Below are 13382 nucleotides of genomic sequence, written 5' to 3' on the forward strand. Positions count from 1 at the left end.
CATGACTACACCTGCTTCCGGCCAGTAACGACCTCAGAAATGAGAACAGAGCGACGCTTCAAAAGAAGATCACGAAGACTCGTTGAATCGGCGATGAGAGAGTCGATTTCGGTAGTCTCGCGGTCGAGGGTCTTCACGATTTTGTGCTGCGTTGAAAGCGGCGGCAGCGGCGTCTTCCACCTTTGCATCAATCCTTGGCTGATGTTTGGTTGTCCGCCTCCGGAGGAGTGGCGAATGAGGATATCCCTATCTGCCCAAAGTGAATAAAAAAAGAATTTAGGATCGATCCCTTCAGGTCTTGAAAACACGCAGCAAGCCTGGTTCGTGGTCGATGGGATACCCAGTATTCCTAATCGGCCGATCGTGGCTCCGTACATTGCAATCGCTACGGACCCCGCCGGATGGATCTGGAGGGACGCCAATTCCTCCAATGCTTTCCTGGATACCTGCATTCTGGTTTCATGCACGACTTCCTCCCTCAATTCTGAGGTTGTTATCCATGGAATCCCGTTTTCGCTTCCACTGGGCGTGTAGTATCCCAAATCTTTCTTTGGTGTAGTGCCGCTGCCAATAGATCGAAAAACTAGCTGAGTAGCGCATCTCCGCCACTCAGTTCCTCGCTCATCAAACTGAGTCTTGCAACGAATCATTTCGAGACGACGCTTTTCCAACAGTTCCACGTACCTGTCCAGGTCGGCTACGACGGCGTCGATTTCGGCGGTCTCCCGATCCAAGTAATCAGCGATGCGCTGCTGGGTTTTCAGAGGAGGTACAGGGAAAACCTGATCGTAGAACCTCTGAGAGTCAATATTTTGAATCCCAGTCGTCTGATTGATGAACCGACGTGTGTTCCCCATCTCATAACTTGAGATTAGGGTGTATGTCCAAAATCTAGGATCATGGCCAGGCTGCAGGCGAACGACTTCAATAAAATTTGAACAAATCGCCTTTTCTGAACCGAGATAAAGGATCGGCGTACCCACCGGAGTTTTGTCTCCTCCACCGGATTTCTCGATCAAAATGTCATGCGGTTGCAGATGTTTCGCCTGGGCGGTCTTCAAATTAACGGACCGGACGGTGGGCACTCTATCGGTCACGACGTTTTGCAACCGGTTGAAATCGGCCACTCTGATGCAAGGAATATCCAGCTCAGATGTCCCTTCTTCTCCCCCCCATTCCCCTGCAAAACGTTTCTGCATGACTAACTTGAATGGCTTGCGTGGCCAGAGGACGGTCACTCTTTAACCTCCTGGGAGCGTGCGCGGATGGATTCGAGGACGGTTTCGATTTCTGCGTCGAGCTCTTCCAGCGTCGGCATTTCCTCTGGCTTGTAGAACATCCGGGTCATGGGAATTTCGTAACCGACTTTGGCTTCGGCCATGTCCCACATGAGGTCTGGCGCGAAGGGGAGGACTTCCCGTGCCATGTGCTCGTCGATGTCTTCGGTGAGTGGGATGCGCTCGGTGATCCGGGTTGCTTTGTCGATGACTTTGTTGCCTTTGTGGTCGACGGCTTCCGGAGCGTTGCTGTCCTCGACGGCTACGGCGGTCATGATGTGGCCGAGCAGGGGGGACCCCATCTTCAGCCCGGCGGAGGCCGCCGCCTTTTTCAGGTGTGCGGGAAGGTCGTTCCAGGCCACACCGTCGCAGGAGCGGATGATGGCTTCATGGCCGGTCAGAGCCTGCTTGTGGCTCATGGCCGCGGCCACGGTCTCATCGGTGATGAGGGTGGAGTAGCGCATAATCCGATACATCGGCACATCGGTAAAACCCAGCTCATCCGGGGTGACAACCTTGGAGTACTCCGGGTCGGCCTCCTCGAAGGCGTTGTAGAGATCCAGGATGAATTTGCGGTCGTCGTCGGAGAATTCGCGGCGTTTGTTGCCCATGCTCTTGCGCATTGGGGACCAGGTGCCGGTGGCGTCGACCAGCTGGATTTTTCCGTCACGCTTAGGTTCCTTGTTCTTGTCCAGGATCCACACATAGGTGGCGATGCCGGTGTTGTAGAACATCTCGGTCGGAAGCGCGATGATCGCGTCGATGAGGTTGCCGTTGATCAGCCAGTTACGGATCTGGTCCGGGCCGGACTGGGGCCCGCCGGTAAACAGCGGTGAGCCGTTGGTGACCACGCCTGCTCGCCCACCCTTGTTAGTGCCGTGTTTTTTGTCCTTGAGCTTGTGGACGACGTGGCTGAGAAACAGCATCTGCCCGTCAGAAACCGGGGGAAGCCCATGGCTGAATCGGGAACCCTCGACCTTGGATTCGCGAACGACGGCGTCCTTGGAGCGTTTCCAGTCGGTGCCGTAGGGAGGGTTGGACAGCACGTAGTCGTACTGCTCACCGGCGTAGCGGTCGTTGGCCAGGGTGTCGCCGTCGCGGATGGCGTCCGGGGATTCCCCGGAGACGATGAGGTCGGATTTGCCCAGGGCGAGGGACTCGGCCATCATTTCCTGGCCGTAGACGGAGACCTCGATTTTCGGGTTGAGTTCTTCCATGGCGCGTTTGGCCACGAGCAGCATGCCGCCGGTGCCGGCGGCCGGGTCATAGACGGTGCGGGCAGGGGCCTTACCGTAGAGACCGTCGTCGTCGCTGGAGAGTAAAACATCGACCATGAGGCGGATGGCATCTCGTGGAGTGTAGAACTCACCTGCAACCTGGCCGTTTTCGGAAAATGAGCGGTACATCAAGTTCTCGAAGAGATCCGCCATGGCATTTTCCCCGAGCGCTGCGTCGGACAAATCGATCTCCGAGAAGTGCTTTACCACGCCCCATAGAACGTTGTTTTCCTCGAGCTTAATCAACAATTCGGGGAACTTGAACGCGGCCCAAACATCGCGCACGTTGGCGGAAAAAGCGTCGAGGTACGTGAGCATACCCTGCCGAACATGGTCGTCACTGCCTCCAATGGTTGCCAGGGACAGCTCAGACGTGTTGTAGAAAGATAGGCCATGTTCCGAGCGAATAAGAGCGTTCCACATTCCTTCGGGAAATTGGGTGTGTCCGATCGTGCGAAGGACATCCGCCCTCGTCGGTTCAAGAAGGCACTCCAGTCTCCGCAAGACGGTGAATGGGAGGATGTAGTCGCCGTATGCCTGGCGCGGTACGACACCGCGTAGATAAGTGTCGGCCGTCTGCCAAACAGCCTGGTAGAGCGAAGTAGATGACGCCATGAAGAACCTTTTTCCTATTCCAAGTGAAGTAACTACTGCATATCATGCCGTGGCATTCAGACAGTGCACAGGCTTCATCGAATGACTGCACGAAACCGTTTTGTAGTGGGGCCTGTCGTACTTGCCGATACTTCATTTTTTTAGGCGCCCTGACCTCTCGAAATTCCCGGCTAGTCATGGGAGACAATGCCGGGGGTTGAGCACGTAGACGCCAGCAGCGTGCTTGGACAGGCAGATCAACGGGTAGCGGTAACAACCCCCTCCGCCGCCCGCTTCGCATACGGCCCGACACCGGTAATCGTCGCAGCTCCGGGGCCCACCCGGTCTCCGTAGCCGACGAGAAACACCCCGGGCTCGTGGAGCACGGAACGCACAGGGCCCAGGGCGGGGCGAAAGCCGGTGCACCAGATGAGGTGGGCGGTGGTGACGTTGGAAAGCGATGCGAACATGGGGGTGGCCTTCAGACGACCGGAGTCTCGGGCCTCGCGCACGGTGGGGAGAGCGACGATGTCGCCGAGGGAGGAGTCGGTACCCGGGTCGGCCTCACCGCGGGCGACGGCGATCGCACGGTCACGGTTGCGGCGGAAGAGGACGCGCCCGTCGACGTCATCGGGCATCCAGCGGGGTTCGCCGCGGGTGTACCAGGTGACGTCGGCAACTGAGGTGAGCTCCGCCGCGATCTGGGCGCCCGAGTTGGCCCCGCCGACGACCGCGACCGTGGACCCACGAAACGGCTCGGGGCCGGGGTAGTAAGCGGAGTGCCACTGCCGGCCCGTGAACGTGCCGGGGTAGTAGGGGACGAAGGGGGCGGACCACGTGCCGGTGGCTGCGACGATGGTTCGGGCGGTCCAGGTGCGGCCTCCGGCGCGCACGTGGAAGGCCCCGTCGTCGCGGATCACGGAGTCGACGTGCACGGGGCGCTCGACGGGGATGTTGTAGCGCTGCTCATAGGCCGTGAGGTACTCCACGACGTGCCGGGCGGGCGGGAAACCCTCGTGGTAGGGCATGGGCCAGCCGGGGAGGTTGGAGAAGCCGGAGGTAGAGAAGAGAGTCATGGACGGCCAGGCGTGGCGCCAGGCGCCGCCCGGCGCGGGCTGGTCGTCGAGGACGACGTAGTTCACGCCGGATTTGCGCAGGTAGTACGCCGTGGCGAGGCCGGACTGGCCGCCGCCGATGACGGTTGCGTCGTAAAGCATCTAGCCGATCTCCAGGATTCCTCGCAGCTCGGCGAAGGGCTCGACCCGTACCGTGTGGACGACGCTGCGGCCGCGTTGCTCGCGGGTGAGCAGGCCGGCCTCGGTGAGCTTTTTGAGGTGGTGGGAAACCGTGGGCTGGCTCAGGCCCAGTTTATCGGTCAGCTCGTTGACAGTGACGGGGCCGCAGCCGCCCGCCGCGAGGTGGGAAAGGATCTGCAGGCGCACGGGTTGAGCGAGGACCTTGAACAGCGCGGCGTAGTGATCCGCGTCGGTGTCGGTCAGGGGGCCGGTGTTGAGGGAGCAGCAGCTGGGGGCGTCGAGAAGCGATTGCGCGCGCATGCGCCTATTATATCGACGTACATCGATATGAAAGGATGCCATGTCATTCCTCGTCCGCTTCCTGCCACTGTGGATCCTGCTCGCGATGGTGGCGGGGCTCCTACTCGGACGCGCTCTACCTGGCCTTGCCCCGGCCCTCGACACGATGAAAGTGGGCAGCGTCTCCCTGCCCATTGCGCTCGGCCTGCTGGTCATGATGTACCCGCCGCTGGCCAAAGTGCGTTACGACAAAACCCGCGAGATTGTCGCAGACAAACGCCTGATGGTCGTTTCTCTCGTGCTCAACTGGCTAGTCGGGCCGGCGGTCATGTTCGCATTGGCATGGGCTTTTCTTCCCGACGCCCCCGAGCTGCGCACAGGCCTCATCATCGTTGGGTTGGCGCGGTGCATCGCCATGGTGCTGGTGTGGACGGACATGTCTTGCGCTGACCGGGAAGCAACCGCGGTACTCGTGGCCATCAACTCGCTTTTTCAAGTTCTGATGTTCGGGGTGCTTGGGTGGTTTTACCTGCAGGTGCTCCCATCGTGGCTGGGGTTACCTACCGCTTCCGCTAGCTTCTCGCTCCGCGCGATTGTGACATCGGTGCTGGTTTTCTTGGGCATCCCGCTTGTCGCCGGGGCGCTGTCGCGTGTGGTGGGGGAGAGGCTGCGCGGTCGGGATTGGTACGAGTCGGTCTACCTGCCCCGAATCTCGCCCTTGGCGCTGATCGGGTTGCTTTACACGGTGGTGCTGCTGTTTTCGCTGCAAGGAAACCAGATCACGTCCCAGCCGTGGGCTGTCGTTCGCATGGCAGCACCCCTGCTGTGTTACTTCGTCGGCATGTTTACCCTGTCCCTGGCGGTATCGAAGGCGGTGGGCATGAACTACGCCCAGTCCGCCGCGGTGTCGTTCACGGCGGCCGGTAACAACTTTGAACTCGCCATTGCAGTGGCCATCGGGACGTTTGGCGCGACCTCGGGTGAGGCGCTGGCCGGCACTATCGGCCCGATGATTGAGATACCTGTGCTGGTTGGGCTGGTTTACACGATGCTGGCCCTCGGACCCCGACTCTTCCGTAATGACCCGACTCTTCCCGAAAGGCGCTGAACCATGGCCACCCCCTCCGTTCTCTTCGTCTGCGTAAGTAATCGCGGAAAGTCCCGCATGGCCGCGGCCCTGGCTACTAAATACGCCGGTAGCTCGCTAGACGTTTATTCTGCGGGAACTCGGCCGGGCTCTGGAATGAATGCGGAGTCTGCCGCAGCTGTGGCGGAGGTAGGCGCCGACATGACCCGCGACTATCCCAAGCCCGTCGATCCAGACCTGCTTCGAAGCGTTGACCGCGTGGTCATTCTTGGTTCAAACGCCCAGCTGACTATGCCCTCCGATGCCCGTGGCACGTTTGAGCGCTGGGTCACCGACGAGCCGTCCCTCCGTGGCATCGAGGGCATGGAGCGGATGCGGCTGATTCGCGATGACATTGATGTGCGGGTGCGCGGGCTTCTTCGGGAGCTGGTTCCTGAGGAGGAGCGCTGACGCTGCATTACAAATGCTTCACTGAGGCGATTTTTCGTTCACTGAAGGGTCAGATCCGTTCAGTGAAGCATCGGGGAGCTTCACTGAGGCGCCGAATCTGGGCGGCGATCTCGCTTCCGCCCAAGCACCACCGCCACTAAACACGCCACGCTCACAATGGCCGCGATACGCACCGCCAACGGTTGTTCCTGGGGCGGTTGTGGGTGTTCTCGTTGGGCAGCTGGCAGTGCCCCAACCACAATGGCGGAAGTGCCTGACGCCGCGATTGGGCAGCCTCTCCCGTAGCGAATAGCGATCTCGCGCCAGCTCGATGTTTCACGTGAAACATTTTCGGGTCGGACGACACCCTCCACCGCCCTTTGTCGAACCAGAACGGGGCAGAAGCCGGTGCACCAGATGAGGTGGGCGGCGGTGGCGTCGGAAAGCGATGCGAACATGGGGGTGACTCCCATGCGGCCGGAGTCTAGGGGCGACGATGTCACCTGCACGCCCCGCACCCTACTCCCGCACGTAAATCTCCCCACCCCGCGCGTGGAACTCGGCGGCCATGAGGGCCTCGCCAGCCTGGGCGTCGCGAACAGTGGGCATGCCCAACTGTTCCGGGAACGTGTCGCGAATGTCCTGGCTGATGCGCATGGAGCAGAACTTCGGGCCGCACATGGAGCAGAAGTGGGCGGTCTTGGCGGGCTCGGCGGGTAGGGTCTCGTCGTGGTATGCCTGCGCGGTGTCCGGGTCCAAGGAGAGGGCGAACTGGTCGTTCCACCGGAACTCGAAGCGCGCCTTGCTCATCGCATCGTCCCAGGCACGGGCCCCGGGGTGGCCCTTGGCCACGTCGGCGGCGTGGGCGGCGATCTTGTAGGTGATCACGCCGGTCTTCACGTCGTCGCGATTCGGCAGGCCCAGGTGCTCCTTCGGGGTGACGTAGCAGAGCATGGCGGTGCCGCCCATCGCGATGTGGGCGGCACCGATGGCGGAGGTGATGTGGTCGTAACCCGGCGCGATGTCGGTAACCAAGGGACCGAGCGTGTAGAAGGGCGCGTCACCCGCCCAGTCCTGCTCAAGCTCGTTGTTCACCTGGACCATGTTCAGCGGCACGTGGCCGGGGCCCTCGACCATGACTTGCACGTCGTACTCCCACGCTTGGCGCGTCAGCTTCCCGATCGTCTTCAACTCCGCGAACTGCGCCGTGTCATTGGCATCGGCGAGGGAACCGGGGCGGAGGCCGTCGCCAAGCGAAAATGCAACGTCGTAGGAGGCGAAGATCTCGCAGAGCTCGTCGAAGTTCTCGTACAGGAAGCTCTCCTTGTGATGCGCAAGGCACCACGCGGCCATGATCGACCCGCCGCGGCTGACGATGCCCGTCACGCGGCCCGCGGTCAGCGGCACGTAGGGGAGGAGAACGCCGGCGTGGACGGTCATGTAGTCCACGCCCTGCTCGCACTGCTCGATGACCGTGTCTCGGAAAATTTCCCAGGTGAGCTCCTCAGCGATGCCGTCGACCTTCTCGAGCGCCTGGTAGATAGGCACGGTGCCGATGGGCACCGGAGCGTTGCGCAGGATCCACTCGCGCGTGGTCGTGATGTCCTGGCCGGTGGACAGGTCCATCACCGTGTCCGCGCCCCAGCGCGTGGCCCAGCGCAGCTTCGACACTTCCTCCTCAATCGAGGAGGTCACCGCCGAATTGCCGATGTTCGCGTTGATCTTGGTCAGGAACTTTCGCCCGATAATCATCGGTTCCGACTCGGGGTGGTTGATGTTGTTCGGGATGATCGCGCGGCCCCGCGCCACCTCGCTGCGCACGAACTCCGGGTCGCAGTGCTCGCGCAGCGCCACGAACTCCATCTCGGGGGTGATCTCGCCGCGGCGCGCGTAGTGCATCTGCGTCACGCGCTTACCCGGCTTCGCGCGCAGCGGCTCGCGGACCTGGCCTTTCCACTCAAGGGAGGCGGCTCCGCGGCGCTCGGCCGCGCGGCCGTCGCTACGCAAGGTGCGCTCCCTGCCCTCATACTTCTCGACGTCCCCTCGCTCCCGAATCCACCCCGCCCGGAGAGGATCAAGCCCCTCGGCGGGGTCGCACTCGGGCCCGCGCGTGCGGTAAATGCGGAACGGCTCGTTAGGGCCGGTAGGGGAGTCGTCGAGGCGAATCTCGGTCTCCGGCACCTCCAGGCCATTGTGCCTGATGGGGGCGTAGGAGTGCTTCGGGTGGATTTCGCGCTGGGTTGGCTGCATGAGCCCTTCCTCACTTCCTTCGCTGGTGCTAACCAGACAGGTTCAAACGGTACTGGCGCGGTATCAGCGCCATCTCAGCCCGGTTCCGCCGGGCACCCGTGGGTACGGTGTGAGGAATTAGTTTAGCGGTTGCAGGTAAGGGATGTGGGAAGCGGGTTTCCACGAAGGTGTGGTCTCAGGTCACCCGACACCGTCGCCGCGCAGGCGGCGGGCAGGACCTTCTAGTCCGGCAGACTGCCCCGCGTCGCGCACCCCCCTGATGAAGCTGCTCAACCTTCGACGTGGAGTTTTGTGGGCGACGACGTTACATGCCCGTCTCGGCTGCAGCAGCTTCGAGGTCGTTGCGTACTCGGTTAACCTGCCATGCCAGAGCGAAGCTGAGTACACCCGACACAACTCCCCATATGCCTGCAACAAGTACCGCCGCGACAAGGCTCTCGCCCGGCCGAGCAATGACGAAGTAAACCATCAGAACACCGAAAATCATATTGACGATGCCCAAGAAGATTAGCCACCCGTTGCCGGAGCTGAACATGGGAATTGCTCGGAAAATAACGACGAACGCCATGACCCAGAGCGAAAACAGAACGAGGAAGATCCCAGTCTCGATTGGAACAAAGAAGAGGAGAATACCGATAATAAGCTCGAGAACACCGAAGAAGGCGTCCCATCCCCAGCCAGACACGACATCGCGTTCACGGAACGCAAAAACGATCTGGGCGATGCCACCGAAAATCAGCCAGAGAGAGAACAGAATGCCCACCACCGGGGGCAGGGCAACGGTAGCCGAAAGCGGGGAAGCGAGAACGAGAATGCCAAACAGCAGCGCAATCACGCCGCGGAAGATAAGCCAAGCGACGCTGACATTGCCCAGAACCTTCAGAGAATGCTGGGCATCCGAGACGCGCCGCTGGTAAAACGACTGGTTTGGCGGGGGAGTAGCAGAAGGGGTCGACATCATGAACCTTTCTAAGATGTGTTAAAGGGAGCCGCGTAAGCGCCCTAGTGCAGCTGCTGACCCGCCGAAACGACGCGCCCCGCAGCCCCCCACATAATAATCGCTACTGCGATTACAGGTATCTCACAGTTTGTAGCCAGTAGGGCAGTTCCCGGACGTTCTGCAGTACGGCGTTGAAGCCAGAAAACCCGAGTCTGGGGGAGTAGAGCAAAGTGCAAAAACCGCACCCTTACACCGGCAAAACCCCCACGTTGCTCTACTTTGCTCCCCCCACCTGACACCGCGATGCTCGCGAAGTTTCAGGGTACCTTCCGGTTCTCTAACTAAATGCCGAAATCCCCGTCATCTTCTGCCCCAGGATGAGCGTGTGCATCTCGTCGGTGCCCTCGTAGGTGCGCACCGACTCGAGATTCGCGGCGTGCCGGATAGGGGAGTAGTCGTGGATAATGCCATTGCCTCCGAAAATGGTGCGCGCCTCTCGGCAGATATCAATTGCCGTGCGGGTGTTTTGCAGCTTGGCCAGCGAGATCTGACTGATGTCCAAGGTATCCGCGTCCTTGTGGCGCCCCACGTGCAGAGCAAGTAGGTACCCCTGGTTCAATCCGGCCGCCATGTCAACGAGCTTCTTCTGAGTCAGCTGGAACCCGGTGATCGGCCGGCCGAATTGCGTGCGTTCCCCAGCGTAGGCCAAGGCCTGCTCGAGTGAATCGCGGGCGGCGCCGAGCACGCCCCACCCGATCCCGTAGCGGGCTTCATTCAGGCAAGTCAGTGGCGCTTTCAGGCCAAAGGTGGCGGGAAGGATGTTGGCATGGGGGACGGTGGCGTCGACAAGCGTGATGTGCGATTGCGTCGACACTCGCATGGAGAGCTTCTTCTCAATGGGTGTGGCCGTGAAGCCGGGCGTACCCTTAGGCACGAGGAATCCGGCGATGGTTTCCTCGCGGCCCTGCGGTGCGTCGAACCCCGCGGCTTCGAGGTCCGCCGTGCTGACTTTCGCCCAGATCACGGTGATGTCCGCGAGGTGGGCCAAACCGATCCACCGCTTTTCGCCGTTGAGAACCCAGCCGGCCTTGGGTGAGTATGCCGCGCGGGTGGTCATGGAGGCCGGGTCTGAACCCGCCCTGGGCTCCGTCAGCCCGAAGGCACCGAGCAACTCGCCCGCCGCCATCCTGGGCAGGTATTCGCGCTTCTGCTCCTCGGATCCGTGCTTATATATCGCGGTCATCGCGAGGGATCCAAGGACCGACAAGATCGTACGCAGGCCCGAATCGGCCGCCTCGACTTCGAGCATGGCAAGCCCATAATCGACGGCGGAACGCCCCGGACAGCCGTAACCGCTCAGGTGGGCACCGATCATGCCCCGCTTTGCGAACTCCGGGATCAGTTCGAGCGGCACGTACGCGTCCTCATACCACTGGCCCACGCGCGGTTTAATCTCGGCTTCGACGAACTCGCGAACACCATCCCGCCACGCGGTCTCGTCCTGGCTAAGCAGGCTGTCGAAGTCAATCAAGTCTGATGCGTCGCTCATGGGCGTACTCCTTCGTGAGGATTCTGAGGCAAAGCTTCCGTCTCCCATTTAAGTACGGCGACCCGTCGCGCGTGCTGGAGCTATTACACTTTCGCCTCATGGACCTCGATGCCCTGTCCGACAGCGCGCAGAACTACCTGAAGTCGATTTACACATTCGGGGAGTGGCACACCGAGTCCATGACGCCCTCCGCCCTGGCGGACTACCTCGGGCTGAGCCGGTCAACGGTTTCCGAGCACGTGCGCCGGCTCAGCAAACAGGGCCTAGTAGAGCACTCACGGCAAGGCGGGGTGGCGCTTACCCCGCTGGGCAGGGACCTTGCGGTGCGGATGGTGCGACGCCACCGCCTAATCGAGTCCTTTCTCAGCCACGCGCTCGGGTATTCCTGGGAGGAGATTCACGACGATGCCGAGCGGCTCGAACACGGTGCCTCGGATTTGTTTCTTGGACGCATTGACGCCGCGCTCGGTTATCCGGAACGCGACCCCCATGGAGACCCCATTCCACGCTCAGACGGGACGATTCCCCCCACATCGGATGTCCCCCTCCTGTCATTGCCCGCGGGCGCGCAGTTTCGAGTCGCCCGCGTCCGCGACCGTCAGCCCGGGCTGTTGAACCACTTTGCCAACCTCGGCATCGTCCCCGGGGCCCGCGGGCAGGTAAACGACCGCGGCACCACTACCCACGCCGTTAGCCTGAGCCTTGAGGACGCCCGCGAGGCCGTCCTTGCACATGACTCAGCACGCAGCGTCCTCGTGGTCCTCGTGCATGCAGCAGGGTTGGCACCCGGCACGCCCCTCACCTAGTATTCGTAGGTACGAACTAGATTATTCGTACCAGCGACTAGCGATTGGGAGGCAGCATGTGTGCTGTTGTCTATTTCTCCTCGGTGTCTGAGAACACCCACAGGTTCGTCGCCAAGCTCGGGATGCACTCTTTCCGCATCCCCCTGCGGCCCGCGGACGAAGCGCTCCGCATGCACGAGCCCTACGTGCTGATCGTGCCCACCTACGGTGGCGGCGCGCTTCGGCACGCCGTTCCGAAGCAAGTCATCCGCTTCCTCAACGACCCGCACAACCGCGAGCTGATGCGAGGCGTCATCTCCTCCGGCAACACGAACTTTGGATCCGCTTTTTGCACCGCCGGCCCGATCATCTCGCGCAAGTGCGGCGTGCCCGACCTTGCCCGATTTGAGCTCCTTGGCACCAAGGCGGATGTCGACAAGATCCGCCAGAAAATTCGTTTGAACCTGGAAGGGGTATCCCAATGAACGGCGTGAGCTACCACGACCGCAGCATCACTCCCCCGGAGTGGACAGGGGGAGTCGAGGGCGGGCAACTCCCACTGCGGCCCGTGAATTGGAACCTGATAGAAGACCCCAAAGACCTCGAAGTCTGGCATCGCCTGACCAGCAACTTTTGGCTCCCGGAAAAGGTCCCGCTTTCGAACGACCTGTCCGGGTGGGCGCAGCTCAGCGAGGCGGAGCAGACCCTGACAGTGCGCGTGTTCACCGGCTTGACGCTACTGGACACGGTGCAGGCAAGCGTGGGCGAAATCAGCCAAATCCCCGACGCCCGCACCGAGCACGAGCAGGCCGTCTACGCCAACATCGCGTTCATGCAGGCCGTGCACGCACGTAGCTACTCCTCGGTCTTTTCCACCCTGTGCTCGACCAAGGAGATCACCGAAGCCTACGAGTGGGCCGTTTCTAACCCCCGCCTCCAGGTTCGCGCCACCCGGGTCATGGAGCACTACGTCGGCAACGACCCCCTCAAACGAAAAGTTGCCTCCACCCTGCTGTCCTCCTTGCTCCTTTATGCGGGTTTCTACCTGCCGCTACACTTCTCGGCGCGCGGCACGCTCATGAACACAGCCGACATGATCCGCCTTATCCTGCGCGACAAGGCAGTCCACGGGTATTACTCCGGGTATAAGTTCCAGCGCGGGCTCGCCGCCCACCCCGAGCGCGCTGCCGAACTCGAGGACTTCACTTTTTCGCTTGTCCATGATCTCCTCCGCCTCGAATCCGAGTACTCTTCCGACTTGTACTCCGGCTTCAACCTCATCGACGGTGTCATGGCCTTCGTGTACTACAACGCCAACAAGGCCCTGATGAACCTCGGCTATCCCGCGCGCTACGAAGCCGAGGCCGAGGACGTCGAACCCGATATCCTGGCGGCGCTGACCCCCGACTCCTCCGAAACGCACGATTTCTTCTCGGGTTCGGGCTCCGCCTACGTTATCGGGAGCGCCGAAGCCACAGAGGACGCCGACTGGTCCTTCTAAACCTGTCGCTCCACGGCGGTTAGCCAGGGGGCACGGTCAGCGTCGTCAAGCGGGTGGCCCGCAACGACGTGGAGGTGGGAACGGTGCTTCCCGTCATAGCTGTAGATGGGCGCGTCTTCCACTAGGCTGGCGCGCGCCAAGTACACAGAGAAAGCGAG

Annotated in this window: 13 protein-coding genes and 1 riboswitch; of the genes, 5 read left to right on the plus strand and 8 right to left on the minus strand. The window is 61.4% G+C overall.

Annotation, left to right across the window (positions count from 1 at the left end; translation table 11 throughout):
- Positions 1-5 precede the first annotated feature (5 nt).
- The 4 genes from CAPI_RS09380 to CAPI_RS09395 all read right to left on the minus strand — a co-directional run bounded on the left by CAPI_RS09380 (position 6) and on the right by CAPI_RS09395 (position 4704).
- Positions 6-1238 (minus strand): restriction endonuclease subunit S, encoded by a 1233-nt coding sequence (locus tag CAPI_RS09380; RefSeq protein WP_083893906.1) that lies wholly within the window; start codon positions 1236-1238, stop codon positions 6-8.
- A complete protein-coding gene (locus tag CAPI_RS09385; protein ID WP_018017178.1) occupies positions 1235-3169 on the minus strand; it encodes a type I restriction-modification system subunit M in 1935 nt (644 codons plus the stop codon). Before CAPI_RS09385 ends, CAPI_RS09380 begins: the two co-directional genes overlap by 4 nt.
- A gap of 236 nt (positions 3170-3405) precedes the next feature.
- Positions 3406-4365: an FAD-dependent oxidoreductase gene (locus tag CAPI_RS09390; protein WP_018017179.1), complete on the minus strand. Its 960-nt coding sequence runs from the start codon at positions 4363-4365 to the stop codon at positions 3406-3408.
- Positions 4366-4704 (minus strand): ArsR/SmtB family transcription factor, encoded by a 339-nt coding sequence (locus CAPI_RS09395; RefSeq protein WP_018017180.1) that lies wholly within the window; start codon positions 4702-4704, stop codon positions 4366-4368.
- A gap of 40 nt (positions 4705-4744) precedes the next feature.
- Between CAPI_RS09395 and arsB the strand changes: the two genes are divergently transcribed.
- Both arsB and CAPI_RS09405 read left to right on the plus strand, forming a co-directional pair.
- On the plus strand, positions 4745-5791 hold the full coding sequence (gene arsB / locus CAPI_RS09400; RefSeq protein ID WP_018017181.1) for an ACR3 family arsenite efflux transporter: 1047 nt from the start codon (positions 4745-4747) through the stop codon (positions 5789-5791).
- 3 nt (positions 5792-5794) lie between these two features.
- Entirely contained in the window at positions 5795-6220 is a 426-nt protein-coding gene (locus tag CAPI_RS09405) for an arsenate-mycothiol transferase ArsC (RefSeq protein WP_026157073.1), read from the plus strand.
- Between the two features lie 498 nt (positions 6221-6718).
- Here CAPI_RS09405 and thiC read toward each other — a convergent pair whose 3' ends face one another.
- The 3 genes from thiC to CAPI_RS09420 all read right to left on the minus strand — a co-directional run bounded on the left by thiC (position 6719) and on the right by CAPI_RS09420 (position 10938).
- Positions 6719-8449, minus strand: coding sequence for a phosphomethylpyrimidine synthase ThiC (gene thiC / locus CAPI_RS09410; protein WP_018017183.1), 1731 nt, complete (start codon positions 8447-8449; stop codon positions 6719-6721).
- Positions 8447-8559: riboswitch (TPP riboswitch) on the minus strand. (Overlaps the previous gene by 3 nt.)
- Positions 8560-8753: 194 nt before the next feature.
- A complete protein-coding gene (locus CAPI_RS09415) occupies positions 8754-9407 on the minus strand; it encodes an HdeD family acid-resistance protein (protein WP_018017184.1) in 654 nt (217 codons plus the stop codon).
- Between the two features lie 319 nt (positions 9408-9726).
- Entirely contained in the window at positions 9727-10938 is a 1212-nt protein-coding gene (locus CAPI_RS09420; protein WP_018017185.1) for an acyl-CoA dehydrogenase family protein, read from the minus strand.
- A 98-nt stretch (positions 10939-11036) separates the two neighbouring features.
- Between CAPI_RS09420 and CAPI_RS09425 the strand changes: the two genes are divergently transcribed.
- Genes CAPI_RS09425 through nrdF form a run of 3 tightly spaced genes read left to right on the plus strand, consistent with a single transcriptional unit; the run spans position 11037 to position 13224 of the window.
- On the plus strand, positions 11037-11744 hold the full coding sequence (locus CAPI_RS09425; RefSeq protein WP_018017186.1) for a metal-dependent transcriptional regulator: 708 nt from the start codon (positions 11037-11039) through the stop codon (positions 11742-11744).
- Between the two features lie 56 nt (positions 11745-11800).
- Positions 11801-12208: a class Ib ribonucleoside-diphosphate reductase assembly flavoprotein NrdI gene (gene nrdI / locus CAPI_RS09430; RefSeq protein ID WP_018017187.1), complete on the plus strand. Its 408-nt coding sequence runs from the start codon at positions 11801-11803 to the stop codon at positions 12206-12208.
- A gap of 5 nt (positions 12209-12213) precedes the next feature.
- Complete coding sequence (gene nrdF, locus CAPI_RS09435; RefSeq protein ID WP_169331515.1) at positions 12214-13224, plus strand: class 1b ribonucleoside-diphosphate reductase subunit beta; 1011 nt, start codon at positions 12214-12216, stop codon at positions 13222-13224.
- Here the strand turns inward: nrdF and CAPI_RS09440 are convergent.
- Positions 13221-13364 (minus strand): hypothetical protein, encoded by a 144-nt coding sequence (locus tag CAPI_RS09440; protein ID WP_156806809.1) that lies wholly within the window; start codon positions 13362-13364, stop codon positions 13221-13223. The genes nrdF and CAPI_RS09440 overlap by 4 nt on opposite strands.
- Between the last annotated feature and the right edge of the window lie 18 nt (positions 13365-13382).

This window comes from Corynebacterium capitovis DSM 44611, assembly GCF_030440535.1.
GTDB lineage: Bacteria > Actinomycetota > Actinomycetes > Mycobacteriales > Mycobacteriaceae > Corynebacterium > Corynebacterium capitovis.

Excerpts from the sequence above, each read along its gene's own strand:
- CAPI_RS09385 (WP_018017178.1), bottom strand. The coding sequence starts at position 3,169 with ATGGCGTCATCTACTTCGCTCTACCAGGCTGTTTGGCAGACGGCCGAC.
- CAPI_RS09390 (WP_018017179.1), bottom strand. The coding sequence starts at position 4,365 with ATGCTTTACGACGCAACCGTCATCGGCGGCGGCCAGTCCGGCCTCGCC.
- CAPI_RS09395 (WP_018017180.1), bottom strand. The coding sequence starts at position 4,704 with ATGCGCGCGCAATCGCTTCTCGACGCCCCCAGCTGCTGCTCCCTCAAC.
- arsB (WP_018017181.1), top strand. The coding sequence starts at position 4,745 with ATGTCATTCCTCGTCCGCTTCCTGCCACTGTGGATCCTGCTCGCGATG.
- CAPI_RS09405 (WP_026157073.1), top strand. The coding sequence starts at position 5,795 with ATGGCCACCCCCTCCGTTCTCTTCGTCTGCGTAAGTAATCGCGGAAAG.
- thiC (WP_018017183.1), bottom strand. The coding sequence starts at position 8,449 with ATGCAGCCAACCCAGCGCGAAATCCACCCGAAGCACTCCTACGCCCCC.
- CAPI_RS09415 (WP_018017184.1), bottom strand. The coding sequence starts at position 9,407 with ATGTCGACCCCTTCTGCTACTCCCCCGCCAAACCAGTCGTTTTACCAG.
- CAPI_RS09420 (WP_018017185.1), bottom strand. The coding sequence starts at position 10,938 with ATGAGCGACGCATCAGACTTGATTGACTTCGACAGCCTGCTTAGCCAG.
- CAPI_RS09425 (WP_018017186.1), top strand. The coding sequence starts at position 11,037 with ATGGACCTCGATGCCCTGTCCGACAGCGCGCAGAACTACCTGAAGTCG.
- nrdI (WP_018017187.1), top strand. The coding sequence starts at position 11,801 with ATGTGTGCTGTTGTCTATTTCTCCTCGGTGTCTGAGAACACCCACAGG.